Annotated in this window: 26 protein-coding genes, 1 pseudogene and 2 riboswitches; of the genes and pseudogenes, 20 read left to right on the top strand and 7 right to left on the bottom strand. The window is 40.2% G+C overall.

Going from position 1 to position 24,796, the window contains the following annotated elements:
- Window position 1: 1 nt before the first annotated feature.
- A riboswitch (SAM riboswitch) is annotated at window positions 2-103 on the top strand.
- Between the two features lie 99 nt (window positions 104-202).
- From mtnW to KFQ09_RS03055, 5 genes are all read left to right on the top strand, one after another.
- Window positions 203-1,420 (top strand): 2,3-diketo-5-methylthiopentyl-1-phosphate enolase, encoded by a 1,218-nt coding sequence (mtnW, locus tag KFQ09_RS03075; protein ID WP_050827213.1) that lies wholly within the window; start codon window positions 203-205, stop codon window positions 1,418-1,420.
- Complete coding sequence (locus KFQ09_RS03070; protein WP_017367123.1) at window positions 1,421-2,116, top strand: 2-hydroxy-3-keto-5-methylthiopentenyl-1-phosphate phosphatase; 696 nt, start codon at window positions 1,421-1,423, stop codon at window positions 2,114-2,116. It begins immediately after the preceding gene.
- Complete coding sequence (locus KFQ09_RS03065) at window positions 2,080-2,712, top strand: methylthioribulose 1-phosphate dehydratase (protein ID WP_050827214.1); 633 nt, start codon at window positions 2,080-2,082, stop codon at window positions 2,710-2,712. Before KFQ09_RS03070 ends, KFQ09_RS03065 begins: the two co-directional genes overlap by 37 nt.
- 16 nt (window positions 2,713-2,728) lie before the next feature.
- Window positions 2,729-3,259 carry a 1,2-dihydroxy-3-keto-5-methylthiopentene dioxygenase gene (locus tag KFQ09_RS03060; protein ID WP_008346104.1) on the top strand — a complete coding sequence of 177 codons (531 nt, stop codon included), beginning with the start codon at window positions 2,729-2,731 and terminating at the stop codon, window positions 3,257-3,259.
- 300 nt (window positions 3,260-3,559) lie between these two features.
- Entirely contained in the window at window positions 3,560-3,802 is a 243-nt protein-coding gene (locus KFQ09_RS03055) for an aspartyl-phosphate phosphatase Spo0E family protein (protein WP_008346101.1), read from the top strand.
- A 51-nt stretch (window positions 3,803-3,853) separates the two neighbouring features.
- On the opposite strand, the pseudogene KFQ09_RS03050 reads toward KFQ09_RS03055, so the two are convergent.
- A pseudogene (locus KFQ09_RS03050) lies at window positions 3,854-5,352 on the bottom strand (ATP-binding protein).
- A 204-nt stretch (window positions 5,353-5,556) separates the two neighbouring features.
- On the opposite strand from KFQ09_RS03050, the gene KFQ09_RS03045 reads away from it, so the two are divergent.
- Window positions 5,557-6,012 carry a MarR family transcriptional regulator MhqR gene (locus KFQ09_RS03045; RefSeq protein WP_003211701.1) on the top strand — a complete coding sequence of 152 codons (456 nt, stop codon included), beginning with the start codon at window positions 5,557-5,559 and terminating at the stop codon, window positions 6,010-6,012.
- Window positions 6,013-6,191: 179 nt separating this feature from the next.
- On the opposite strand, the gene motB is transcribed toward KFQ09_RS03045, so the two are convergent.
- From motB to KFQ09_RS03030, 3 genes are all read right to left on the bottom strand, one after another.
- The gene (motB, locus tag KFQ09_RS03040) at window positions 6,192-6,956 is read right to left on the bottom strand and encodes a flagellar motor protein MotB (RefSeq protein ID WP_017367125.1); all 765 of its coding nucleotides are present in this window, start codon (window positions 6,954-6,956) and stop codon (window positions 6,192-6,194) included.
- Complete coding sequence (motA, locus tag KFQ09_RS03035; RefSeq protein ID WP_008346088.1) at window positions 6,949-7,743, bottom strand: flagellar motor stator protein MotA; 795 nt, start codon at window positions 7,741-7,743, stop codon at window positions 6,949-6,951. The genes motB and motA overlap by 8 nt, the downstream gene beginning before the upstream one ends.
- A 563-nt stretch (window positions 7,744-8,306) precedes the next feature.
- The gene (locus tag KFQ09_RS03030; protein ID WP_255836012.1) at window positions 8,307-10,412 is read right to left on the bottom strand and encodes an ATP-dependent Clp protease ATP-binding subunit; all 2,106 of its coding nucleotides are present in this window, start codon (window positions 10,410-10,412) and stop codon (window positions 8,307-8,309) included.
- A 245-nt stretch (window positions 10,413-10,657) separates the two neighbouring features.
- On the opposite strand from KFQ09_RS03030, the gene KFQ09_RS03025 reads away from it, so the two are divergent.
- The 6 genes from KFQ09_RS03025 (at window position 10,658) to KFQ09_RS03000 (ending at window position 14,789) form a co-directional block, all read left to right on the top strand.
- On the top strand, window positions 10,658-11,701 hold the full coding sequence (locus KFQ09_RS03025) for a YkvI family membrane protein (RefSeq protein ID WP_206116159.1): 1,044 nt from the start codon (window positions 10,658-10,660) through the stop codon (window positions 11,699-11,701).
- 71 nt (window positions 11,702-11,772) lie between these two features.
- Window positions 11,773-11,817, top strand: a riboswitch (PreQ1 riboswitch).
- 158 nt (window positions 11,818-11,975) lie between these two features.
- Window positions 11,976-12,632, top strand: coding sequence for a 7-cyano-7-deazaguanine synthase QueC (gene queC, locus KFQ09_RS03020; protein ID WP_008348090.1), 657 nt, complete (start codon window positions 11,976-11,978; stop codon window positions 12,630-12,632).
- Complete coding sequence (gene queD / locus KFQ09_RS03015; protein ID WP_024719651.1) at window positions 12,633-13,073, top strand: 6-carboxytetrahydropterin synthase QueD; 441 nt, start codon at window positions 12,633-12,635, stop codon at window positions 13,071-13,073.
- Window positions 13,066-13,797 (top strand): 7-carboxy-7-deazaguanine synthase QueE, encoded by a 732-nt coding sequence (gene queE, locus KFQ09_RS03010; protein WP_019743916.1) that lies wholly within the window; start codon window positions 13,066-13,068, stop codon window positions 13,795-13,797. Before queD ends, queE begins: the two co-directional genes overlap by 8 nt.
- Before the next feature lie 17 nt (window positions 13,798-13,814).
- The gene (gene queF, locus KFQ09_RS03005) at window positions 13,815-14,312 is read left to right on the top strand and encodes a preQ(1) synthase (RefSeq protein ID WP_003211403.1); all 498 of its coding nucleotides are present in this window, start codon (window positions 13,815-13,817) and stop codon (window positions 14,310-14,312) included.
- Window positions 14,313-14,570: 258 nt separating this feature from the next.
- A complete protein-coding gene (locus KFQ09_RS03000; RefSeq protein WP_017367128.1) occupies window positions 14,571-14,789 on the top strand; it encodes a hypothetical protein in 219 nt (72 codons plus the stop codon).
- Between the two features lie 99 nt (window positions 14,790-14,888).
- Here KFQ09_RS03000 and KFQ09_RS02995 read toward each other — a convergent pair whose 3' ends face one another.
- Both KFQ09_RS02995 and KFQ09_RS02990 read right to left on the bottom strand, forming a co-directional pair.
- A complete protein-coding gene (locus tag KFQ09_RS02995) occupies window positions 14,889-15,413 on the bottom strand; it encodes a GNAT family N-acetyltransferase (protein ID WP_255836011.1) in 525 nt (174 codons plus the stop codon).
- Between the two features lie 133 nt (window positions 15,414-15,546).
- Window positions 15,547-15,735, bottom strand: coding sequence for a YkvS family protein (locus tag KFQ09_RS02990; RefSeq protein ID WP_003211747.1), 189 nt, complete (start codon window positions 15,733-15,735; stop codon window positions 15,547-15,549).
- 167 nt (window positions 15,736-15,902) lie between these two features.
- Between KFQ09_RS02990 and KFQ09_RS02985 the strand changes: the two genes are divergently transcribed.
- From KFQ09_RS02985 to KFQ09_RS02960, 6 genes are all read left to right on the top strand, one after another.
- Complete coding sequence (locus tag KFQ09_RS02985) at window positions 15,903-16,097, top strand: hypothetical protein (protein WP_008348081.1); 195 nt, start codon at window positions 15,903-15,905, stop codon at window positions 16,095-16,097.
- A 306-nt stretch (window positions 16,098-16,403) separates the two neighbouring features.
- A complete protein-coding gene (locus KFQ09_RS02980; RefSeq protein ID WP_025207246.1) occupies window positions 16,404-17,057 on the top strand; it encodes a cell wall hydrolase in 654 nt (217 codons plus the stop codon).
- Window positions 17,058-17,170: 113 nt separating this feature from the next.
- Entirely contained in the window at window positions 17,171-18,487 is a 1,317-nt protein-coding gene (locus tag KFQ09_RS02975; protein ID WP_017359440.1) for a polysaccharide biosynthesis protein, read from the top strand.
- Between the two features lie 54 nt (window positions 18,488-18,541).
- The gene (stoA, locus tag KFQ09_RS02970) at window positions 18,542-19,030 is read left to right on the top strand and encodes an endospore biogenesis thiol-disulfide oxidoreductase StoA (protein WP_025207247.1); all 489 of its coding nucleotides are present in this window, start codon (window positions 18,542-18,544) and stop codon (window positions 19,028-19,030) included.
- Window positions 19,031-19,324: 294 nt separating this feature from the next.
- Window positions 19,325-21,244 (top strand): heavy metal translocating P-type ATPase, encoded by a 1,920-nt coding sequence (locus KFQ09_RS02965; RefSeq protein ID WP_129548256.1) that lies wholly within the window; start codon window positions 19,325-19,327, stop codon window positions 21,242-21,244.
- Window positions 21,245-21,348: 104 nt separating this feature from the next.
- Window positions 21,349-22,443 carry a M24 family metallopeptidase gene (locus tag KFQ09_RS02960; protein ID WP_017359437.1) on the top strand — a complete coding sequence of 365 codons (1,095 nt, stop codon included), beginning with the start codon at window positions 21,349-21,351 and terminating at the stop codon, window positions 22,441-22,443.
- Window positions 22,444-22,498: 55 nt separating this feature from the next.
- On the opposite strand, the gene KFQ09_RS02955 is transcribed toward KFQ09_RS02960, so the two are convergent.
- A complete protein-coding gene (locus tag KFQ09_RS02955; RefSeq protein WP_008348070.1) occupies window positions 22,499-22,642 on the bottom strand; it encodes a hypothetical protein in 144 nt (47 codons plus the stop codon).
- Window positions 22,643-22,735: 93 nt separating this feature from the next.
- Between KFQ09_RS02955 and KFQ09_RS02950 the strand changes: the two genes are divergently transcribed.
- Window positions 22,736-23,725 carry a LacI family DNA-binding transcriptional regulator gene (locus KFQ09_RS02950; protein WP_046343391.1) on the top strand — a complete coding sequence of 330 codons (990 nt, stop codon included), beginning with the start codon at window positions 22,736-22,738 and terminating at the stop codon, window positions 23,723-23,725.
- 55 nt (window positions 23,726-23,780) lie between these two features.
- Window positions 23,781-24,635: a glucose PTS transporter transcription antiterminator GlcT gene (gene glcT, locus KFQ09_RS02945; protein ID WP_017359435.1), complete on the top strand. Its 855-nt coding sequence runs from the start codon at window positions 23,781-23,783 to the stop codon at window positions 24,633-24,635.
- Window positions 24,636-24,796 lie beyond the last annotated feature (161 nt).

Genomic DNA, 24,796 nt, shown 5'->3' with positions numbered 1-24,796 from the left:
ATTCTTATCAAGAGTAGGCAGAGGGACTAGCCCAATGAAGCCCGGCAACCGACTTCCATGAAGCACGGTGCTAATTCTTGCAGCAAGCGCTGAGAGATAAGATTCGGATGAATGAGACGAAACCTCTTTAACGCGCTGATCAAGCACTTAAAGAGGTTTTTTTATTGACCATATACAGGACGCAATCGAAAGGGGATTCCTAGTGAGTGAACTACTGGCAACATACGTACTAACACATCGAGAGGATGAACAAATAGACCGAAAAGCAGAGCAGATCGCACTTGGGTTAACGGTCGGGTCATGGACGGACTTGCCGCAGCTCAAAAAGGAGCAGCTGAAAAAACATAAAGGCCGTGTGGTGAGCGTAAAAGAACAGTCCCCCGCAATTGGTGGTCTGTATCAATCAGAGGTGACCATTGCTTATCCTGAGGCTAACTTTTCAGCTGATATACCAGCGGTGTTTACGACGATTTTTGGAAAGCTTTCACTGGATGGGAAAGTAAAGCTCGTCGATATCGAATTTTCGGAAAGGTTTAAACGCTGTCTGCCAGGACCGGTATTTGGCATTGAGGGGCTACGAAAGAAAGTAGGCGTGTTTGATCGGCCGCTATTGATGAGTATTTTTAAAGGCGTGATCGGCCGTGATATGGAGGATTTAAAAGAACAGCTCCGTTTACAGGCTTTAGGTGGAGTAGACTTCATCAAAGATGATGAGATTTTATTTGAAAGCCCATTAGCGCCTTTTGAAGATCGAATCAAGGAAGGAAAAAAGATATTAAAAGAAACATATGAAGAGACAGGACATCGCACGCTTTATGCTGTTAATTTAACTGGTAGAACTTTTGATTTGAAAGATCGAGCAAGAAAGGCAGCCGAACTCGGGGCTGATGCGCTTTTATTCAACGTTTTTGCCTATGGACTTGATGTCATGCAAAGCTTGGCTGAAGACCCAGAGATCCCATTGCCGATCATGGCACATCCAGCAGTGAGCGGTGCAATGACATCCTCTCCAGACTATGGATTCTCGCATTCCCTTCTTTTAGGCAAATTAAATCGATATGCTGGCGCTGATTTAAGTCTTTTTCCCTCTCCTTATGGGTCAGTTGCCCTTCCGAAAAAAGATGCCTTTGGCATTTACGAAGCGTGTGTGAAAGAGGATGCGGTTCAACAAACATTTCCTGTCCCTTCAGCAGGCATTCACCCTGGAATGGTGCCGGTCTTAATCAAAGATTTTGGACTTGATCATGTCATTAATGCAGGCGGGGGAATTCACGGACATCCGCGGGGAGCAATCGGAGGAGGGAAAGCCTTTCGTTCGATCATTGATGCGGTAGTCAAAAAAGAGTCTATCGAAGAAAAAGCGTCAACTTGTCAAGACTTACAAGCAGCACTTGATCTTTGGGGAAGGGTAGCAGAATAAATGAAAAAACCAATTGTATGTTGTGATTTTGATGGCACGATTACGAAAAATGATAATATCATTCGTATCATGAAGCAGTTTGCTCCAAAAGAATGGACGAAATGGAAGGATGGTGTTCTAGCAAAAGAGATCACGATCCAAGAAGGCGTCGGGCAAATGTTTCAGTTACTGACGAGTGATCAGAAAGAAGCCATTCGGTCATTTATTTTAGAGGATACAGAGATTCGTGAAGGATTTGAACAGTTTGTCGATGATGTCAAAAAAGCAGACATTCCTTTCTATGTACTCAGCGGCGGTATGGACTTTTTTGTCTATCCCATCCTGGAAGGGATTGTCGAACAAGAGAATATTTATTGTAACCATGCATCATTTAAAGAAGACCATATTCAAATTGAATGGCCGCATGCCTGTGATTCAGAATGCCAAAATGGCTGTGGCTGCTGCAAGCCTTCCATTATTCGAGAGCTGACGCAGGAAGATGACTTTATTATTATGATTGGTGATTCAGTGACTGATATTGAGGCAGCGAAACATGCGGATCTCACGTTTGCGCGTGACTATTTACTGAACGAATGTAAAGAGCTAGGACTCGTACATAAAGAGTATGAAACATTTGTTGATCTAAAAGCGCAATTTGATCAAATAAAGGAAGTGAAGGAATGGCAGACGAGAAGAGTAAACGCTGGAAGGAACTAGCAGACGTCAAACGTGAATTGGCACAAAGAGACTGGTTTTACGGAACGAGCGGCAATTTATCGATAAAAGTGTCGGATGATCCCATCACGTTTTTGGTGACGGCAAGTGGCAAAGATAAACGAAAAGAAACCGATGAAGATTTTGTTCTTGTTGATGCAGCAGGTCAGCCGGTTCATCCGAATGAGCCGCTCAGGCCATCAGCTGAAACACTGCTTCACACATACGTTTATGAGCGGACGAAAGCAGGATGTTGTCTTCACGTCCACACGATCGATAACAATGTCATTTCTGAGCTGTATGGCGATAAAGGAGAAGTTCGTTTTAAAGGCAACGAAATTATTAAAGCGCTTGGTTATTGGGAAGAGGATGCAGAAGTCACTGTTCCTATTATTGAAAACCCAGCTCATATTCCGCACCTTGCAAAACAATTTGCAGTGCACCTGACGGACGATGCTGGTGCTGTACTCATTCGTAATCATGGCATCACCGTTTGGGGGAAAACCGCATTTGAAGCCAAACGAGTCTTAGAGGCTTATGAATTTTTATTTACCTATCATTTGAAAGTAGCGCTTTATCAAAAGCAGCTTGTTAAATAAAAAGGAGGAAACACACATGGCGACCATTTACATTCATAATGAAGAGAACACGTTACTTGAGAACGAACAAGAGGTCCGGGCGTATTTAGAACAGCAAGGGGTCATTTATGAACATTGGGATATTGAAAAACTACCAAAACAGTTATCAGAAAAGTACGATTTAACAGATGATGAAAAGGAAGAAATTTTAACTGTGTTTCAAGAGGAAATAAAGAGTATTTCCGAGCGAAGAGGATACAAAGCGCAGGATGTGATTTCATTATCAGATGCGACCCCTAACCTTGATGAACTGCTTCAAAACTTTAAACGTGAGCATCATCATACGGATGATGAAGTCAGATTTATCGTGAGCGGTCATGGAATCTTTGCCATTCAAGGCAAAGACGGCGTCTTTTTTGATGTGAGACTGAATCCAGGTGATTTAATTTCTGTGCCTCCGAATATTCGTCACTACTTTACACTTCAAGAAGATCGTCAAGTCGTCGCCGTTCGCATATTTGTCACAACTGAGGGCTGGGTTCCAATTTACGAAGAAGAAACGGTTTAATAGTGGGAGCTGATCATTTCGCATGAGGCGGAAGATCAGCTTTTTTTAGGAAAATAGACATAAAATGAGAGAGAAAATAGTTGATTTTGGTCTTCTGCATAGGATAAAATTCTGTTTAATCAATGTGTCAGTCCTGTCCAATTTTGAAGTTTACCCCCAGAATTCATTGGGTAAAAGGTCTTTAGGCTGTAAAAAATTAAATAAAATAAGCATATTTAATTTAATTTACAAATAAAGTATAATTTTGGTGTCGGATCATTTAGAGCGTAGACAGACGAATTCATAGCGGGAGCTGAGATCATGAATATTTATGTACGGAAAGAACAGCTATTAATGTCAATTGATGAAAAGAGAAGACAAATGGTAGAAGCTGCTCAAGTAGAAGGCTATACAGGTGAGACGACAATTAAATATAGTCAAGAACTGGACAACCTAATGAATGAGTATCAGTATCTTCTTTTTCATGAACAACAATCTGTTGCTTCCTTTCATGATCTTGTATCACAAATGAGTCTCCTTTCTGTCAATCGCCCTTCTTATTGACATCAAAAAACCGGTCTTGCCATTAGCAAAACCGGCTGAATGCTTCAGCTATTAGTGTGCAGAAGGGAGCATGATGATCACGGTTGTTCCTTTATTCACTTCGCTCTCGATATCGATTGTCCCCCATACATCGAAATGATTCGTTTACACACAACAAGCCCAAGACCTGTTCCTTTTTCCTTCGACGTAATAAAAGGGAGGAAGATATGTTTCAGCATCTCTTCTGGTATACCTTCACCTGTATCTTTCACTTTTATGATGACCTGTTCTTTTTCAGCCTCAATGACAATCTTCAAATGACCGCCATTTGGCATCGCTTCTAACGAGTTTTTCGCTACATTCAATACCACTTGTTTAATGTGATCCTTCGTGCAATACACACCAACATCTTGAATGGTATTGATTTGCAAATCAACCTCGACATTATAAAGGTTCGCCTCAGAAAATACAATTGGCATGATCTCACTGACAATTTCTTTCACAGAATTATTTTGCCACTTTTCAGCCGTTGGTTTTCCTAGCACAAGAAACTCACTGACGATTTGATTAATCCGTTTAATTTCTTCCTCGATGACAGAAAAATAAAGCTGATCCTCTTCTGAACGATACTTCTTTTGCAAAAGTTGAATAAACCCGCTAATGCCTGTTAATGGATTGCGAATTTCATGCGCTGTACTTGCCGCGAGTGTTCCAATGAGTTCAAGTTTTTGTGCTTCATTTTGGTGGCGTTCCTGCTGGGTTTGTCGTCTTAAAATGATATATTGGACGAGTGTGAATAAGATATTTAAGAGAATAAATGCACTGGATAAAGGAAACAGCATCACAGACAGTACTTCACTTGTTGTCGCACGCTGCGGAAAAACCTCCAGCTTCCAGCTGTTTTCATCTAAATATGTAGACACGGTACTATCACTTTCAGATGCTGGCTGTGGACCACTTGTAAACACAACGTCTCCATTTTGATTCAGCATCTTAAAATGAAGCTCTGGGTTTAATACATTCATAATATTTCTTAAATAATCAATTTGAATCGCAGCGACTAGCACATCCGTGACTTCGTCGTTTTCATTCAAAACAGGGACACAAATGGAGAGAATCCGCTGCTTAGTAATGCGGCTTACATAGTTATCTGTGATGACGGTCTGTTTTGTGACTTGAATACGTTTAAAGTAATCTCTAAATGACAGGTTGATTTTTTCCTTTAATGGTGTGGTGCTGGCTGTGACATTTCCTTTTTGGTCTAGGAGATACAGGCCTGAAAAACGAGGTTCTTGTTTATAGATTTTCTCTAGGATGTTTTGTACTCTTTTCGTTTCAAGCGGCTGGTCAAATCCCATGGCAAGGGAAGTTAATCTTGCTTCTGTTTCACTGATTAAATAATTCATTTGGTTTTTGTGAATATTTAACATAAGTGTAGCGGTTTGTTTGTTTTTTACATCAATTTTCTCAGTTTCTTTTTCGTAGATAAAATAACTAATGATGAGGGTTGGAATCACGACCAAAATAAGGTAAAGCTGGATCTTCTTCCAAAACCCTTTCAGTATACTCATGATTCATCGCTCCAACGTATTACCTAATAGACTTATTATAGCATTGAACCTATCTTTATTACGATGACTTGTGAGATTTTTAAAAAATTAGGTGATTCGTTCTGGTCTCTTTTTCATGCTAAAAATGGTTCAACATGTTGACATTTTACTTATTGTTTATTAATGTCACATTAGTGGGTTGCATTTCATAAAGGATGATAAAAAATGGAAAATCATAATGTTGAGAAATCTTTGAAATTATTTATTGTACTATCACGTGCCTATCGCTCCATTAATCACCACATGAACAAACATATTGTGAAGCACGGTCTGAATCCGACTGAATTTGCTGTATTAGAATTGCTGTATCATAAAGGTGATCAGCCGCTTCAGCAAATAGGTGATAAGATCTTACTCGCAAGCGGAAGCATCACGTATGTGGTTGATAAATTGGAGAAAAAAGAACTCCTTAGCCGGAAAGCTTGTGCAGAAGACCGCAGGGTGACATTTGCACATATTACGGAGCAGGGAAGAGCTTTGCTTGATGACATCTTCCCAGATCATGCAAAAGAGATTCACGAGATGATCAGTGTGCTTAGTGAAGAGGAGAAGGATGCCTGTATCGATATGCTCAAACATGTAGGGCTGCGTGCCAAGCATTTATATGATCATAAAGAATAAACAAAGGAAGCCGTTGGCTTCCTTTTTAGTATGTAGAGTAATCCTCGCATATGGTGTCAGTCCTGCGCACCGATAAACGACAAGAGCTTTCAAACGCGCTCATAAGAAAGACAAAGGACTAAAATAAACATTATTTTAGCCCTTTGTCATGATCTGAAAGGAAGCTGCTGGCTTCCTATTTATTTTGCTTTTTTCTCAATTGGCAAAATAAGAACTTCGACGCGTCTGTTTTTACTTCTGCCTTCTGCGGTATCGTTAGATGCAATCGGTTTAAATTCACCGTAACCTTTTGTGCTAAAGTTCTCTTGGTCTAGGTTGCTGTTTTCAAGGAGAATATTTAAAAAGTTGACCGCACGAATGGCGCTTAAATACCAGTTGGATTCAAATTCAGAATTCCGAATCGGAACGTTATCTGTATGTCCGCTAATGACGATGTCACGAGCAGGGTTAATGACGAGCAGCTTGGATATTTCTTTGGCTAACGGAACATCCTGCGAGCGGATCACCGCTCGCCCAGAATCAAAAAAGATGCTGTCTTCAATTGTAATAAGCAGACCTTCATCCGTCAGCTTTGTTTCAAGCTTCGAACCAAGTTTTTTATCCGCAATGAATGAATCTACTTGCTTTTTAACCTTTGTTAATACCGCTTGGTCACGAGCTTTCGCTTTTGCTTCTTCTTCATCTTCTGCTGATTTTTTGGTTTGATTGCTGTTTTCTGTTTCCTCGGTGCTCTGCATGCTTGATTGGTCCATTACGCCAGTGCCGCCAGTAAAGACAACATTAAACGATTTAGCCATCTGTTCATATTTTGCCGCATCAATGGAGCTAGATGCAAACAGCACAATGAAGAGGGCGAGAAGAAGCGTAAGAAGATCGGCGTAAGGGATCAGCCAAGACTCATCTACATGGTCTTCATGATCATGTTTTTTACGTTTCCTAGCCATTCTGTTTTTCTCCTTCTTCAATGACAAGATTTGCACGTTCTTTTGCTGGTAAGTACATCAGAAGTTTTTGCTCAATGACCTTTGGAGACTGGCCTTCAAGGACAGAAAGAATCCCTTCAATCATAATGAGACGAAGCTTTACTTCTTCTTTTGATTTACGCTTCAGCTTGTTGGCAAATGGATGCCACAACACATACCCTGTAAAAATCCCTAGCAGTGTGGCGACGAATGCAGCACTGATCGCATGTCCAAGTGCTTCAATGTCTCCCATGTTTGCAAGTGCGGCAATAAGTCCGACAACGGCACCAAGTACCCCTAGAGTCGGAGCGTATGTACCAGCTTGTGTAAAGATTAATGCGCCTGACTGATGTCTCTCCGACATGGCATCGACTTCTTCTGTTAAGACGTCGCGAATAAATTCAGCACTTTGACCGTCAACCGCCATGCTTAAGCCGTTCTTTAGAAAATCGTCATCGACTTCCTCAAGATTTGCCTCTAATGCCAAAAGACCTTCACGACGAGCAATTTGTGCCCAGTTTGAAAATAGAGGAATCATTTCTTGTATCGTTGGAAGCTTGCTATCTTTGAAAATTTTGCCGAATAATTTTGGTGTTTTCTTAATTTCACTAGATGGGAAGGCAATGACAACAGCTGAAATTGTCCCAACCACAATGATCAATATAGCCGCCGGGTTGATAAGAGCGGTTAGACTCACACCTTTCAAAACCATACCGACACTCAGTGCAATAAATGCTAAAATAATACCAATTAACGATGTTTTGTCCATTATCTCACCAAATCCTTTAACTATCTTTTTCTATAGTTAATATCGGTGTCTTCTAGAAGGGTTTTAGTCAGAATATAAAATTAAGACAGTTTATGTGAAGAAATTTTGACGAAAGCGCTTTCTGAAAGCCATAAAAAAAGAAACTCCCTCATATAAAAGGGAGTTTTCAGCGTGTAGCCAAACCCTCGCATTCTTTGTCAGTCCTGCGTGCTGGTGCTCACGAATGTTACATTCGCTCCGCGCCAGTACTCGTCCTTCCTAGGGCTGCAAAGGTTTTCTATCACGCTGAAAAGAAGACACAGGGCTAAAATCAAGTTCATTTTAGCCCTGTGTCAACAATCTGGAAACTTCATCTTTTTTGAGCTGTTTCATCTAAGAGCAATTCTTTTAATTTTTCTTCATGTATGATTTTAATCAAATCGTAGTTCCAATTGATCATGTGATCCATGTGTTCCACCTCTTTTTCTTTTATCGTAAAGGAAAAGAGGAGGGGGAGCGTCGGCGCTCAGATGGAATTTAGACACTGCCACATGATGGAGCTGAAGATCCTCCTTAGGATGTACTTAGCTCTTTTTCACAACAATTTCGTCATGTTCAACATCGACTGTAAATCCAGTAAGTTGTTCTTCTTCAAGCAAGATGTCCGTCATTTGATCCTCAACATGCTCTTGAATCGTTCTTCGTAACGGACGAGCCCCAAATGCTGGATGGTAACCAAGTTCAGCGATTTTTTCTTTCGCTTCGTTTGTGATGTGAACAGTTAGATTTTGTTCTTTTAACTGCTCTGACAAATCTTTGAGCAGAAGATCCACAATTTTGACTAAATCGTCTTTATCTAATGAATCAAACTGAATGATGCTGTCAAAACGGTTCAAGAATTCTGGTTTGAAATAAGCGCTCAGTGAATCAATCAATGATTGTTCTTCGATGGCTTCTTCTTGTTCAGACTGGAATCCGACTTTGACTGCTTTTTTATCTGTGCTGCCAGCGTTACTTGTCATAATGATAACTGTGTCTTTAAAGCTGACGGTTCTGCCTTGGCTGTCTGTTAGACGGCCATCTTCCATGATTTGAAGGAACATATGCTGGACATCAGGGTGCGCTTTTTCGATTTCATCGAGCAAAATGATGCTGTATGGTTTTCTGCGAACCTTTTCCGTGAGCTGTCCGGCTTCATCATGTCCAACGTAACCAGGAGGAGAACCGATGATTTTGGACACGGAGTGTTTCTCCATGTATTCACTCATATCTAAACGAATGATCGCTTCTTTTGAGCCAAATAATTCTTCCGCTAATGTTTTAGACAATTCGGTTTTCCCGACGCCTGTTGGTCCAACGAAAAGGAAGGAGCCAGTTGGTCTGTGTTTTGATTTTAAGCCGGCTCTGCTTCTTTTTACGGCTTTCGCCACTTTTTCAACCGCATGTTCCTGACCAATGACACGGGCTTTTAAGCGGACATCAATTTCTTTCATTTTTGTTTGTTCGTCTGCTTGCAGTTTGCCAACAGGGATACCTGTTTTTTGTTCTACAATCGACTGAATGTCCTCAGCTGTGACGACATGTTCTTTGTCATTTGTTTTGTTTTGCAATCTCGCTTCAATCGCTTCTTCTTCGTCTCGAAGCTTCGCTGCTTTTTCATATCGTTCTTCATTTAAAGCAGCTTGTTTTTCAGCGGCAATTTGCGCAAGACGGTTTGTTAATTCATCTTCACTTGCTGCATCAATGGAGAGATTCGCTTTTGAACCTGCTTCATCCATTAAATCAATGGCTTTATCTGGCAAGTGGCGGTCTTGAATATACCGCGAAGATAATTGAACACACGCTTTAATGGCTTCGTCAGAATAGGTGACACCATGATAGGCTTCATACTTATCTTGAATGCCTTTTAATATCTCGAATGCTTCATCCTGTGTTGGCTCATCAACCATGACAGGCTGGAACCTGCGTTCAAGGGCAGCATCTTTTTCAATTTGACGATACTCTTTTAATGTTGTCGCACCTACTAGCTGCAGTTCCCCTCGAGCTAGAGCTGGTTTCAAAATGTTTCCGGCATCCATTGACCCTTCGGCAGAGCCTGCGCCTACAAGAAGATGAATTTCATCAACGAATAAGATGATATTTTTACGGCTTTGCAATTCTTTGATTAATTGCTTCATCCGTTCCTCAAATTGACCACGTACACCTGTGTTTGCCACAAGTGAAGAGACATCTAATAAATAAACTTGTTTGTTCTTTAATTTATTTGGTACATCTCCATTTGCAATTTTTAGAGCTAGTCCTTCGGCTATGGCCGTTTTACCAACACCAGGTTCACCAATGAGGACAGGATTGTTTTTATTTCTTCTATTTAAAATCTCAATGACTCTTGTGACTTCTTCATCACGGCCAATGACAGGATCGATTAAACCAGCATGTGCGCCATCCGTTAAGTTCCGGCCAAGCTCATCGAGTAAGCCTTTTTGTTTAGGCCGCTCTTGGCTCGTCGCATGTCCTGCTTGCTCAGAGAAGAATGAACCGCCTCCGAAAAGGTTAGGACCCATTTTCATTTTTGACTGTTCCATCAAAGAGGTATAGCAGTCTTCACATAAAACCATTTGGCTACGGGACGAATTTACTTGCATATTCAGGCGAATCGTTGCTTCATTTACTTGACAATGTTGACAACGCATGAGCCATGACCTCCTTAAAATAAAGTTTGACTTTATTTGACCAATGAATGTTAAATAAAATGGTCTGTTGTTTGACCATCTTTGACTATAGTATACTCTGACCTATTTTGACTTTCAACTGTTTTGCTCATAGCTGAATGAAAAATCCTTTTTTGCATTTAATCATGGTTTGTCCTTCTTTTCAAGGAACTTGTCTCATAGGATAAAAAAGAGACAATCGAAAGTGATGGGTGCGGAGGGGTCATATGAAACGTTCAAATGAATCCGCTTTTCAGCTTGCCTTTGTATATGTAGGAACAGTGGTTGGAGCTGGGTTTGCGACAGGAAAAGAAATCGTAGAATTTTTTGTTCGTTTTGGCTGGATTGGATTGATCGGGATTTTGATGAGCGGTGTTATTTTTACCGGCCTTGGCGCAAAAATGATGCTGATTTCCAAACGAATTAAAGCGGAGTCTTATCAAGATATGAATCGGTTTTTATTTGGATCTGCTGCGAGTCGATATATTAACATCGTCATGTTTTTTATACTACTAGGTGTTACGTCAGTGATGATTTCTGGAGCAGGCGCTATTTTTGAAGAACAACTTGGCATCTCAAAAGAATATGGTATTTGTTTAACGATTATTTTAAGTGTCATTGTCCTTTTTAAGGGTTCAAAAGGGTTATTTGGTGTCAATGTACTTGTCGTTCCAATGCTGATTTTCTTTTCGCTGATTGTGTTTCTAGACTCATTTGTGTTTAGTAGCGGTGAAAGCCACGTTCTGGGGCTGCAAATGGGAGAGGGCGAATGGATGTTGTCTGCGATTTCATATGGTGCATTTAATTTAGCGCTGTCTCAAGCCGTATTAGTGCCGGTCGCAAACGAAATGACATCCGAAGCCGTTATAAAAAAGGGAGCGGTGCTTGGAGGTCTGATGTTGACACTCATTCTGCTCGCCTGCTTTTTATCCCTTTCTTCATTAGAAATGCTGGAGGCGTATGATATCCCGATGGCTCAAGTGGTGTATCAAGTCGCAAACTCCATTCATCTCATCTATTTATTCGTGATCTTCGGTGAAGTCTTTACATCCGTTATAGGGAATTTATACGGTCTCGAAAGACAAGTGAGGGTGTATATCCGATTGAACAGTACGTATACGATATCCTTTATTCTTCTTTGCTGTTATGTGATCAGTAAAATTGGATACGGCACACTCATTTCAACGGTTTACCCTGTTTTTGGCTATGTCAGTATCTTTTTTATCCTCTTCCTTTGTCTGAAAAAAGTGCCTGCATCAGGTGATAAGTAAAGAAGGGATAGCTTGTACACCAATTATGTGGTACACTATCCTCTGTGAAAATTGAACAAAAATCCGTGAAAACGGGAGAGGTTCTAGCAAAACCCTCTATAAAAAACTAAGGACTTGCCGTATCCTTGGATGTGGCATTTTTTATTTTTTATGGCTGGGACACCTCATACACATGTAAAGGTGTCTTTTCTTTTGAGAAAATAGGGGTTTTCATGAACCTTTCAGATGCAGCTTTGTGCGGAGGTACGGGTCTGCAAAAGGAGGAAAAGGAAAAATGAAAAATGAAAAAGCGGTCGTTGTCTTTAGCGGGGGACAGGACAGTACGACATGTTTACTATGGGCACTTCAACAATTTAAAGAGGTTGAAACGGTAACCTTTCATTATAATCAGCGTCATCAAGAAGAAATTGATGTCGCCAAAAGAATTGCTGACAAGCTAGGTGTGAAAAATCATCTATTAGATATGTCTCTTTTAAATCAGCTTGCACCCAATGCCTTAACAAGAGATGACATTGATATTGAAGAAAAAGAAGGAGAACTGCCTTCCACATTTGTTCCGGGGAGAAACTTAGTTTTCTTATCCTTTGCATCCATTCTTGCGTATCAAATCGGAGCACGTCATATTATCACGGGTGTGTGCGAGACAGACTTTAGCGGCTACCCAGATTGCCGAGATGAGTTTGTGAAATCTTGTAACGTCACGGTGAATTTGGCAATGGAAAAACCATTTGTCATCCATACGCCGCTCATGTGGCTGAATAAAGCTGAAACGTGGAAGCTGGCTGATGAACTGAATGCGCTAGATTTTGTGAAAAATGAAACGCTCACTTGCTATAATGGCATCATTTCTGATGGCTGCGGGGAATGTCCTGCATGTAAGCTTCGGAAAAATGGCTATGACACTTATATGGACATGAAGGAGGCGAACTAAATGCTTTCTCAAATCTATCCACAGACGAATCATCCATTTTCGTTTGAATTAAATAAAGATATGCATGTATCGGCAGCCCACTTTATCCCGAGAGAAGATGCTGGCGCTTGTAGCCGTGTACATGGTCATACGTATACGATTAACATTACGATTGCAGGAGATCATCTAGATGATTCAGGTTTCCTTGTGAATTTTAGCACGCTAAAAAAACTCATTCATGGACAGTACGACCATACACTGCTCAATGACCATGAAGAATTCTCATCAAATGATCCATACGCGATGCCAACCACTGAGGTTGTCGCAAAGACTGTGTATGATAAAGTGGCCGCATATTTAACGACTTTAGCGAACAAACCAGTATGTGTTCAAGTTTTTGTCAGAGAGACACCAACAAGCTACTGCATTTACCGTCCGAAACGAGTTGAGCTCAATGACTAAAGCGATTCCTGTCTTAGAAATCTTTGGTCCAACCATTCAAGGAGAAGGAATGGTCATTGGCCAAAAAACCATGTTTGTCAGAACGGCTGGCTGTGACTACTCTTGCAGCTGGTGTGATTCATCTTTTACATGGGATGGATCAGCGAAGCATGATATTCAGTGGCTTCAGGCAGAGGACATTGTAAAAGAGCTGAAGAGAATAGGCGGAAAGGCTTTTTCTCATGTCACCATTTCAGGTGGGAATCCTGCGCTTTTAAAACAAATGGAATCACTTATTGATTTATTGCATGAAGAAGGAATTGATACGGCGCTTGAAACGCAGGGAACGATGTATCAAGATTGGTTTTTGAAGATAGATGATTTAACGATTTCTCCAAAGCCACCAAGTTCAAATATGAAAACAGATTTTACGAAACTTACACGTATCATAGATGAATTGAAAAAGGGAAACAGATTGCAACATGCAAGCCTGAAGGTCGTGATCTTTGATGATCTTGATCTAGCCTATGCAAAGGATGTTCATGCGAAATACCCAGAACTCCCCTTTTATTTGCAAGTTGGAAATGATGATACAACAACAGCTGATGATGCGTACTTATTAACGCACTTATTAAAGAAATACGAAATGCTTGTAGATCAAGTAGCACAAGACCCTGATTTGAATCGTGTGAGAGTATTACCACAATTGCACACGCTTTTGTGGGGAAATAAACGAGGCGTATAGAAAGGAAGAGAGACAAAATGACGACAAGAAAACCAGAAGAATTAGAAGGTGTCACTTTACTAGGAAACCAGGGGACCAATTACTTGTTTGACTATGCACCACAAGTGCTTGAAACGTTCCCGAATAAACATACGAATAGAGATTATTTTGTGAAATTCAACTGCCCAGAATTCACATCACTTTGTCCGCAAACAGGGCAGCCAGATTTTGCGACCGTGTATATCAGCTACATCCCAAATGAAATCATGGTCGAAAGCAAATCATTAAAATTATATTTGTTCAGCTTCCGTAACCACGGTGACTTCCATGAGGATTGTATGAATATTATCATGAACGATCTCATTGAATTAATGGACCCAAGATATATCGAAGTATGGGGCAAATTTACACCAAGAGGCGGTATTTCAATTGATCCGTATACGAACTATGGAAAACCTGGGACAAAGTATGAAGAGATGGCATCGTATCGTATGATGAATCACGATATGTATCCAGAAACGATTGATAATCGCTAATAAATAAGAAAAGACATGTGGATGACATGTCTTTTTTTATGGAATAGATCATGATGACACATAAAAAAAGAGAAGAGTCATGTCACTCTTCTCATACCAATAGGAATAGAACTTGCTAGGACGGCTGGGGGCTACCAGCTCGTATGTATAGTATACACGACAGAACGTATGTTTGTAAAGGTGTATCGTGCTTTTATTCTTGATATAATTACTTTAAGATAAAATTGAAATGAGCGAATGGTAATGGGGGCGTTTGTGTTGGCAAACAAAGAAGACAAAACAGAGAAGCTGCTAATGGAATTGAGGGAAGAGCTTCAGATGCTTGAACATCAAAACAAAGAACGATATAAATGGAGTGCCTCCACATTACTTGGAGTGATCGCCCTTTTAATTGATAAAGGCGTGATAACACCTGAAGAAGTTGACATGTACAAAACAAAAGCGGAAATGCAAACCTTTCACGCGCAAAAAGACTGACGCCTTCATCAAATGATGTAAGAGAAAATAAGAAAAAGACATAATAAATTGATGATTCAATTTATTATGTCTTTATTTCTGCAATTCTTTTTCATCGTATTAAACGAGCTTATACATTAATACATCATCCCAGTATTCATGATCATTTATTTTAAATTCATTGATTTTACGCCCTTCTTCTAAAAAGCCCATCTTTTTATACAAAGAAATAGCTTTTTGGTTTGTGGAGAAAACGGCTAAACTAACCTTTTCAATTGAAGGGTTCTTTTCTGCCCAATTTAATAATGCTGTTAGTAACATTTCCCCTATGCCTAAACCTCTATAGCTCTTATCAACCATCAAGCCGAAAGAACCAACGTGAGAAGTTCTTTTTCTATTTGATGATTGTTCAAAGGCTATCCATCCAATGACTTGATCGCCAGTTTGGGCAACTATGTACGTCTCATTTTCGTTTTCTATTCTTTTCTGTATCCATTCCTTGTGTTCTAAAAAGGTTTTTTTGTATTCTTCCGGCGTTGTCAGTAAATAATCTGACTCAGCAATCACTGATTTTTGAATTTCTAAAGTAGTTTCAGCATCTTCTATTTTTCCAAAACGTACAATGATATCATTTGAATGTTGCATATTAGTTTCTCCTATCTAGAGCTAATATTGCATCAGATCACTTTTTTTACATAAAACATAAAAAGTAAGGTATTGTGATCAGCTCTGCTTCGTATATCCTTATGTAACGGTAGTCTGAATTGAGGATTGCAAATTAATGTACGGAGTCTTTGATGATTTTATAGTTTTTATGATTAACGACTGTTAGTGAATCCAGTTCTAAATCTCTATAGTTGTCCATAATGGTGACATCCACAATAACAGAGTTTTCATTCACTTTTTCAACTACACCTGTTAAACCATTTCTAAATTCGATCACATTCCCAATTTTTGCAATCTTCAACCGATCCCTCTCCTTTAAAAACAGATTTCATTCCCTATTAAAAAGTATTTTGCAATATTTTCATACCAATGTAAAGGATAAAGACGTTTTTCTTTCGTTTTCGTTGTACGCTTTGAAAACGAATGGTATATTTAATATTTGATCAAGGCTGAAAAGGAGCGGTTTTTTTGACTGAAGAACACATCAACACAATACTAGAATCATTACGGAATGGTACTGAAAAACAAGTGACCATTCAAAAGGATGATTTTTTAACATTTCGTTCTGTATTGGTCAATCAAGATGATTTTAAACATTTTCGCGGAATCGCCAAGCATGGTGGAGATGTTATTTTTGAATATCTTAAAGAAGCAAGAAGCTAAAGCTTTTTCTCATTCATGAGAAAAAGCTTTTTATTTTGGTTCTTTTGTCACACTTCAAACCAGCTTGATACATATGAAAAGAAAATGTAATAACCCATAATCAGGAGCATAAGGATGATTATAGGCTAAAAAGAGACTATATTAAACGCTTACATTACCAGTTCATGCGTATTTCAACTAGGACATGCCATTTAATGACGGAATTTGGACAGGCATGAAAATCTTTGTGCGTGAAAATAGAAGAAGCTCTTGTTAGAGTGGACAAGTATCTTACAGCCTACATTGATTAAAGGAGGAATGAGGCGAATGATCAAAATTCATACAGCTCTTTTTGCCATCCTTATGCTCATCTCAGCGATCAAGATGGACAATATACAAGAGCAAGAAGGCACATTAAGTCAGAAACTTGAACAAGCACCTGTAAAGCATCAGCTTTCATATATAGATCAAGATGAAAAGCATACCGTGATCCCAGCGTTTTCAGAGGAGAAACATCAGCCTAAAGTGAAAATGCTAAGCACGTCAACAGAGGAGAAGGCATCAAAACCGAAGCCGAAGAAAAAGGAAACGGCAAAGCCAGCAAGCTCAAGAAATCAATCACACTATTCTAATGAAGAAATGGACTTGCTTTCTCGGTTGGTACATGCCGAAGCAAAAGGTGAATCTTACGCCGGGAAAAAAGCGGTAGCAAGCGTCGTCTTAAACCGCGTAGAACACCGCTCTTTTCCTGACAGTGTCAGAGGCGTGATTTATCAGCGAAATGCCTTCCAGCCCGTATCAAATGGAAGTATCAATGATAAGGCAGACCAGGATTCCGTAAAAGCTGTGAAGCAGGTTGTCAAAGAAGATGACAGAACAACAAAGGCGATTTATTTTTATAATCCAAAAACGGCGACAGATAACTGGATTCGTTCTCGTAAAATTGTAGAACGCATTGGCCGTCATGTGTTTGCAGTGTAAAGAAAAGCAGCGATCAATCAGTCGCTGTTTTTTTGTCTTCAATTATTAAAATATTTTCAGGACTTGTCTCATAGAATGTGAAAAGAATTTGCTTTTAGACAAGGGGAGGCTACATGAATCGATTTGTAAAAGGGGTCATTCTGCTATCTGTCGCAGCTTTCATTGCTGAGTGTATCGAGTTTTTAGTCAATATGATTTTAGCGAGAGAGCTTGGAGAACATGGAATGGGTTTATATATGAGCATCCTTCCCATCATCATGCTTGTGCTTGTGATCGCCAGCTTAGAGCTGCCAGTCTCCATTTCTAAATTCATTGCAGAATCGCATGAGCGGCTTCATAAAAGTATGCTTCGCCATGCATTTAAAATGACGCTTGTGGTGACATGCACCACAACGGCAATAGCAGCCATTGTACTGCCTTTCATTCCTGTATTTCAATCGTATCATCCGCTGATGAAGGGCTTGGTTCTGTCACTCATTCCAATCATCGCATTTACTTCCATTGCACGCGGCTATTTTATGGGCAAGCAGCAAATGGGCAGAATTGCTCTAGCCAATATGCTGAAGAAAACGATCCAGCTTATCTGTTTGTTTTTGTTTTTTCATTGGTATTCGTTTGATATTGAAACAGCTGTGCTTATCGCGATTGGCGTGATTGTTGCAAGTGATCTCGTCGTCTTTATCTATTTATATTCCCAATACGTCATGGCAAAAAATGCTGTGAATGTCAGATCGGTTGAGTTAAGAGGGATTGACGTCAGAAAACGTTTGTTAGCAGTCTCCATTCCGACAACAGGTATGCGTATCTTTCATGCCATTGCCAATGCGATTGAACCGTTTTTAATCAAAGGAGCCCTCGTTGCAGCGGGCATTTCTGGTACGCTTGCTGTTGATCATTACGGAATGCTTGCTGGCGTAGCGATGTCGATCGGTTTTTTTCCGGCGTTTATCGCTCATTCCATTATGATTGTGATGATTCCGAATGTATCAGAAGCCTATGCCTTGGGGCAGTATGATCTCGTGAAAAAACGTGTCAGACAAGCGATTCTCATTACGTTTGGATACGGGGTGCCAGCGGTGATGATCATGTATTATTTCGCTTATCCGCTCACGCAGCTCTTTTTTGACTCACCTCAAGCAGCCGTCTACTTGCAGCTGCTATGGCCTTACTTCTTATGCCACTTGTTCGTGATGCCGTTTCAAGCGTGCTTAATTGGTATGGGTCTCATTAAAGATGTGTTCCTACATAATATATGGGTGCACGTGGTGTCGTTCTCTATGGTGTATTTTCTAGGATCCATCGAATCCTTAAATATGATGGGCGTTATCTTAGGAATGAACACGGGGATGCTGCTATTAACGGCTTTGCATTATGCGACGATTTGCAAGGAACTCGGCGTCTCCATGTTTCTTACATTGAAAAAAGCTTGAATGTCATGTGCAGCTAGCGGGCAAGCTATAGGAAAATCAGGAAGGAAGATGCTGATGAATCGTAAATATCTACCCGCCAGTCTTCTCATGATGACCCTTCTTTTATTTCTGATGAACATAGAGGCTGAAGCAAAAGAGCCTGTCATGGCGCCGAGGATAGAAGCTCCTACATTAACAGGTGAAACTCAGGTGATCCCGGTGAAAGGGAAGCGGACCATTCTGCATTTTTGGACAACGTGGTGCCCGTCCTGCAAAATGGAGCTTCCAGCCTTTGAACAGATTGTGAAAGAAAATCAAAGTGATGTAGACATACTGACTGTGAATTTACTTGGTGCTGAGCAAAGCAAGCAGGCAGTTGCCCAATTTGTGAAAGACAGAAAGTTCACATTTCCGATCGTTCTTGATGAGCACGGCGAAATGATGAAGAAATACCAAATCATGACGATCCCGACGACTTTTTTCATCAATGAAAAGGGTGAAGTAGTCAAAAACCATGTAGGTCCGCTGACGAAAAAACAAATCAAAGAGTGGACAAATTCGTAGAACACAAGCTTTCTGTAAGAACCAATGGTCGATCCGTTGGTTCTTTTTTGTGTTCAATTACCTTTCAGATGAATAAAATGTGCTCAGAAAGAGGAAGAAATGTCGGGTGCTAATAATGATAATTATTATCAAAAAGAAATTATAATAATTATTAATTGAAAATTGATCAGAACCTGTTATAATGAGTTACAGACCTATAAAAAGCTTGAAATAGCAGAAAATATAGATGATAAACGGAACGGGCAACGATTGATAATGTGAAAATCATTATCAATTAGAGAGGAGAAAGTAATCATGAATGAGAATACAGCACTTTATCAAACGACAGATCAAAAGGGATCCAACTCGCTCTTTCAAAAATGGGCACAGCACGGAGAATTAATCGCAGCAGGCATTTCGGGGATTCTCATCTTGATTGGATGGTTTCTAAAGGATGAAACGATGTGGAGTATTCCTCTTTTCATTCTTGCTTTTGTTATTGGTGGTTTTGCAAAGGCAAAGGAAGGAATTGAAGAAACCATTTCATCCAAGACATTAAATGTAGAACTTTTAATGATATTTGCTGCGATAGGCTCAGCGATCATTGGCTACTGGGCAGAGGGCGCCATTTTAATTTTTATTTTTTCGCTTAGCGGTGCGCTAGAAACGTATACGTCAAATAAAAGTAAAAAAGACTTAACGGCTTTAATGAGTATCGCTCCAGATGAAGCCACTTTAATTGAAGAAGATGGCACCACCATCCAAATCGCTGCTTCTTCACTTACGCCAGGCGATCGTATTTTAATCAAAGCGGGCGAACGAATTGCAGCAGATGGTGTGATCATGAGCGGAAGAACAAGTGTAGACGAATCTGCCTTAACGGGTGAATCGGTGCCTCAGGAAAAAGGGCAAGGGGAAGATGTGTTTGCAGGAACAGTGAATTTAAATGGTTCATTAACAGTAGAAGTAACAAAACATAATGAAGAAACACTTTTTCATAAAATCATTAAGCTGGTGGAATCTGCACAAGAAAGTGTATCGCCAAGCCAAGCGTTTATTGAAAAATTTGAAGGTGCATATGTAAAAGGTGTGCTCATCACTGTAGCGATTTTAATGTTCCTACCTCATTTTGTACTTGGCTGGAGCATGAGTGAAACGTTTTACCGTGCGATGGTGTTTATGGTGGTTGCTTCGCCTTGTGCACTTGTTGCCTCAATTATGCCAGCAGCTCTTTCACTCATCTCAAACGGTGCAAGAAACGGTATGCTTGTAAAAGGAAGTGTCTTTTTAGAAAAACTGGGCACAAGTACGATGATTGCATTTGATAAAACGGGTACGATTACAAGTGGAAAACCAGCTGTTGAAAAAGTGGTTTTGGCAAAAGGGCAAGATGAATCGACCTTTTATCAAGCGCTCTATCAAATTGAAAGTCAGTCAAACCATCCATTAGCTAAAGCCATTTCTGACATGGCAAAAGAGCATCATACAGAGCGGACAGACCACGTAACCATTGAAGAAACATCAGGTTTTGGTGTGGAAGCACAATTAAATGAGGACACATGGCGGATTGGGAAGAAAGATTTTGCCGGAAAAGCTTCAATGGATCGTGACATTGAAGAGAATGGTGAAGTTCTTTCATCCAAAGGATATACAGTTGTCTATGTTCAAAAAAATCAAGAAGTTGTCGGCTGTCTCGGTTTGAAAGATCAAATCAGACCTGAAGCCAAAAAAATGATTCAGGAGCTGAATGATTTAGGCATCCAAACCGTCATGCTCACAGGGGATCAGCAAAAAACAGCTGAAGCGATTGCAGAGGAAGCAGGCATCCAAACCGTTGTCGCTGAATGTCTTCCAGATGAAAAGGTACATGAAGTCAATCAACTGAAAAAACAAGGTGATTCGATCATTATGGTCGGAGATGGAATCAATGATGCACCTGCACTCGCCACAGCAGATGTTGGCGTCGCAATGGGCGGAGGCACAGATGTTGCTTTAGAAACAGCAGACCTCATTTTAATGAAAAATAACTTAAACAATCTGACAAAGATGATCCGTCTTTCAAGAAAGATGAACCGAATCATTAAACAAAACATCATCTTTTCATTAACTGTTATTTGTTTGTTAATCTGTGCGAATTTCTTACAAGTTCTTGATTTACCTTTTGGTGTCATTGGGCATGAAGGCAGTACGATTTTGGTTATTTTAAACGGACTTCGTTTGCTTCGTGCTTCTTAAGCAAATCACAAAAGCGCACTGGCTTTAGGCCAGTGCGCTTTTGTGCGAAATACAGTGAAAACTGATACAATAGATCAGTAGTCAAACGTGTGAGGAGGATCACGATGAATCGAATGAAAAACTTGTCTTCTTGGCTTAAGAAAAAAGACATTCAAGGTGCATTTATACATACAAAGGAGAATGTATTCTATCTATCTGGATACTTCACAGAGCCGCATGAAAGAGTGATGGGGCTGTTTGTTTTTCAGGAAGCAGATCCATTTTTCATTTTGCCTAAGATGGAAGTTGAGCAAGCAAAAAATGCGGGATGGGCTGGAGATCTCATTGGATATGAAGACCATGAAAACCCCTTTGATTTCATACAAAAGGCACTAGAAAAACGAGGAGTAAAAGCGACTCGCCTAGCGATTGAAAAAGAATCCATTCCTTTGCAAAGAGCAGAGCAGCTTCAAGCTGTCACTGGGGCAGAAACATTCGTCCGGGCAGAAGATGTGCTCAATCAGCTAAGACTAATTAAAGACGAAGCTGAAATTGAAACATTGAAAAAAGCTGCTCAATTGGCAGACGAAGGCGTCAAAATTGGGGTACATGCCCTAAAAGAAGGGGTGACGGAAACCGAAGTTCTTGCTGTCATCGAATATGAACTGAAGAAAAAAGGCATTCAGGGCATGTCCTTTTCAACCATGGTACTATTCGGAGAAAAATCAGGAGAACCTCATGGAAATCCGGGGCAGGCAGCCTTGAAAAAAGGTGATTTTGTTTTATTTGACCTTGGCGTGATTGTGGATGGCTATTGTTCAGATATTACAAGAACCTTCATCTATCAAGAAGCGTCTGAACAACAAAAGGATATTTACAACACCGTCTTGAAAGCCGAATTGGCAGCACTTGATATGAGCAAGCCGGGTGTGAGAATTGGTGACCTTGACTTAAAAGCAAGAGGGCTGATCGCAGAAGCAGGGTATGGCGAATACTTCCCGCATCGTCTAGGGCATGGACTCGGGGTTTCTGTTCATGAGTTCCCTTCTATGAGTCAAGCAAATGATGACCTTCTAAAAGAAGGGATGGTCTATACGATCGAGCCGGGTATTTATGTACCAGGAGTCGGCGGGGTTAGAATTGAAGACGATGTTCTCATTACAAAAGATGGCCCAGTCACGTTAACCAATTATCCAAAAGAGTTGACGATCATCAAGTAATGAAAAAAATCACGATGAACGTCCAAGTATTGGGAGCGTCATCGTGATTTTTTTGTCACTCTTTGCGATCCTTATCAACAAAAAAATCATCAATTGATTGAAACGGCTTGATTTTATGTTCTTTTCCTAAAGGATGTAGTGCGAATCGAGCAGAAAACAAAATAGTCAAACATAATATGATCCATATGATAATACCCATCTTGAATTCCCCTTTCCACCCAGTGATTTGTTCAGCTCACATACATCTTAAAGTATGAAACGCTTACCATATCAAGAGAAAGTAGGAGAAAAAATGCCTAACATAAGGGATATTGCGAAAAGGGCGGGTGTATCTGTTACCACTGTATCACGAGTGATGAATGATCATCCTTATGTCAAAGAAGAAAAGCGAGAGCGCGTACTTAGTGCGATGAAAGAGCTCAAATATACACGGAATATTCAGGCAGTACATTTAGCAAAGGGATATTCCAATATGCTTGGAATTGTACTTCCGACAATTGATCACTCCTATTTCAGCGGAATTGTCACAGGGATTGCAGAGAAAGCACAGGAGTGCGGAATGCATTTTGCCTTGTTTCAAACAGGATATGACCCAGTAAAGGAAAAAGAAGCATTAATGAGCTTAAAAGAGCAACGTGTGGATGGTTTAATCTTTTGCTCAAATGCGTTAAGTGATCGAGACATTTTAAAGTGGCAGGAATCTGGTCCTATTATCTTTTGTCATCCTACTCCGCATGATCCATGTTCATCGGTATCGATTGCGCATGATCAGGCTTTTAAGGAAGGGCTTGAACACTTAGCGGCATGCGGTCATGAGCGAATCGCAATCGTTCTTGCTAGAACAGAAGGGGAGAATAGCCAAGTTCGCATTCAGACTTATCAAGAAATGATGCGGTCGCTTGGGCAGGACATTGATGATGAATGGGTCATTGAAGGAAAACTGACCATTTTTGATGGCAAGCAATTATTTACAGAATGGAAAGAGATGAAAAATCGTCCGACAGCCTTACTGATTACAAACGATGATGTATCAGCAGGTTTTTTACTAGAAGCACAGCGTCACCAAATAAACGTTGGAGAATCACCAGCCATACTTGGCTTTCAAAACGATCAATTGAGTGAAGCATTGGGGATTTCTAGTATAGACATTCCTCTTAAACAAATGGGGCAGGAAGCATTTGACTTGTTCAAGCAAGCATTACAAGGTGAGGCACCAGAAAAAAGAGTGCTGTCATATCGACTCGTTGAGCGCACAACGACTATTTTGAAAAACAATCGTTGACGCACGTTTCATCTGTTTTGTACGATAAGAAGGATTGAATAAGAAGGAGGTGGGGATGTTCATGGAATCCTTCACCGTTGATAAAGCGTTAAATAATAATGTCATCATCGCAAAACACCCTTCTTTAGGCGAAGTGGTCCTGATTGATAAAGGGATCGGCTTTGGGAAAAAATCGGGTGACGTTCTCGATCAAGCGGCATTTGAGAAAATGTTTGTGTTAAAGAACACAAAAGAGCAAACAGAATACAAACAATTGCTGCACCACATTAATGAGGACATGATTGAGCTTGCCAATGACGTCATTTATCATATACGAGAAAAAATGGGGCATCGTTTAAATGAGCATATTCATATTGCACTGACAGATCATATTGCCTTTAGTTTTAAGCGAGTTAAGCAAGGCTATGATATCACCAATCCTTTTATGCTTGAAACGAAATCCTTATACCCGAAAGAATACGAGGTCGCAAAGGAAGTCGTGGAACTGATAAATGCGCGGCCAGATGTTGAAACGAAGCTGCCCGAAGGAGAAATTGGGTTTATTGCGCTCCACATTCACTCTGCTTTAACGAACCGGCCTTTATCCGAGGTCAACCGTCATTCGCAGCTCATGACACAAATGGTCCAAGTCATAGAAGATGCATTTCATATGAAAGTAGATAGAGAAAGTATTCATTATTTACGCTTACTGCGCCATATTACGTTTTCGATTGAGCGTATTAAACGGGAAGAATCATTAGAGGAGCCAGAAAAGTTGCTTCATCTATTGAAAAATGAATATCCTTTATGCTACAATACTGCTTGGAAAATGATCAAAATTTTGCAACATGCATTGAAAAAGCCTGTACAAGATGCCGAAGCTGTCTATTTGACACTTCACCTGTACAGATTGACGAATAAAATTTCATAGTTTCCTTGAAACGTGTAACTGATTCGATCAGGCATGAGTGACTTAAGGTAAATACAGGATAAGATCCTGTTATTTGCGCAACCTTATATCACCATGCCTTTTTTGTGTTCTGAAAGTGAAATGTAAACGGTTAATTATGAAATGTACGTCAGTGTGTCATT

This window comes from Bacillus sp. FS02 (assembly GCF_024398395.1).
In the GTDB taxonomy this organism is placed as follows: Bacteria; Bacillota; Bacilli; order Bacillales; family Bacillaceae; genus Bacillus; species Bacillus altitudinis.
This window is presented reverse-complemented; position numbering and strand designations above follow the sequence as displayed.

Coding starts and splice junctions, on each gene's coding strand:
- KFQ09_RS03070 (WP_017367123.1), top strand. CDS start 1,421: ATGAAAAAACCAATTGTATGTTGTGATTTTGATGGCACGATTACGAAA.
- KFQ09_RS03065 (WP_050827214.1), top strand. CDS start 2,080: ATGGCAGACGAGAAGAGTAAACGCTGGAAGGAACTAGCAGACGTCAAA.
- KFQ09_RS03060 (WP_008346104.1), top strand. CDS start 2,729: ATGGCGACCATTTACATTCATAATGAAGAGAACACGTTACTTGAGAAC.
- KFQ09_RS03055 (WP_008346101.1), top strand. CDS start 3,560: ATGAATATTTATGTACGGAAAGAACAGCTATTAATGTCAATTGATGAA.
- KFQ09_RS03045 (WP_003211701.1), top strand. CDS start 5,557: ATGGAAAATCATAATGTTGAGAAATCTTTGAAATTATTTATTGTACTA.
- motB (WP_017367125.1), bottom strand. CDS start 6,956: ATGGCTAGGAAACGTAAAAAACATGATCATGAAGACCATGTAGATGAG.
- motA (WP_008346088.1), bottom strand. CDS start 7,743: ATGGACAAAACATCGTTAATTGGTATTATTTTAGCATTTATTGCACTG.
- KFQ09_RS03030 (WP_255836012.1), bottom strand. CDS start 10,412: ATGCGTTGTCAACATTGTCAAGTAAATGAAGCAACGATTCGCCTGAAT.
- KFQ09_RS03025 (WP_206116159.1), top strand. CDS start 10,658: ATGAAACGTTCAAATGAATCCGCTTTTCAGCTTGCCTTTGTATATGTA.
- queC (WP_008348090.1), top strand. CDS start 11,976: ATGAAAAATGAAAAAGCGGTCGTTGTCTTTAGCGGGGGACAGGACAGT.
- queD (WP_024719651.1), top strand. CDS start 12,633: ATGCTTTCTCAAATCTATCCACAGACGAATCATCCATTTTCGTTTGAA.
- queE (WP_019743916.1), top strand. CDS start 13,066: ATGACTAAAGCGATTCCTGTCTTAGAAATCTTTGGTCCAACCATTCAA.
- queF (WP_003211403.1), top strand. CDS start 13,815: ATGACGACAAGAAAACCAGAAGAATTAGAAGGTGTCACTTTACTAGGA.
- KFQ09_RS02995 (WP_255836011.1), bottom strand. CDS start 15,413: ATGCAACATTCAAATGATATCATTGTACGTTTTGGAAAAATAGAAGAT.
- KFQ09_RS02980 (WP_025207246.1), top strand. CDS start 16,404: ATGATCAAAATTCATACAGCTCTTTTTGCCATCCTTATGCTCATCTCA.
- KFQ09_RS02975 (WP_017359440.1), top strand. CDS start 17,171: ATGAATCGATTTGTAAAAGGGGTCATTCTGCTATCTGTCGCAGCTTTC.
- stoA (WP_025207247.1), top strand. CDS start 18,542: ATGAATCGTAAATATCTACCCGCCAGTCTTCTCATGATGACCCTTCTT.
- KFQ09_RS02965 (WP_129548256.1), top strand. CDS start 19,325: ATGAATGAGAATACAGCACTTTATCAAACGACAGATCAAAAGGGATCC.
- KFQ09_RS02960 (WP_017359437.1), top strand. CDS start 21,349: ATGAATCGAATGAAAAACTTGTCTTCTTGGCTTAAGAAAAAAGACATT.
- KFQ09_RS02955 (WP_008348070.1), bottom strand. CDS start 22,642: ATGGGTATTATCATATGGATCATATTATGTTTGACTATTTTGTTTTCT.
- KFQ09_RS02950 (WP_046343391.1), top strand. CDS start 22,736: ATGCCTAACATAAGGGATATTGCGAAAAGGGCGGGTGTATCTGTTACC.
- glcT (WP_017359435.1), top strand. CDS start 23,781: ATGTTCATGGAATCCTTCACCGTTGATAAAGCGTTAAATAATAATGTC.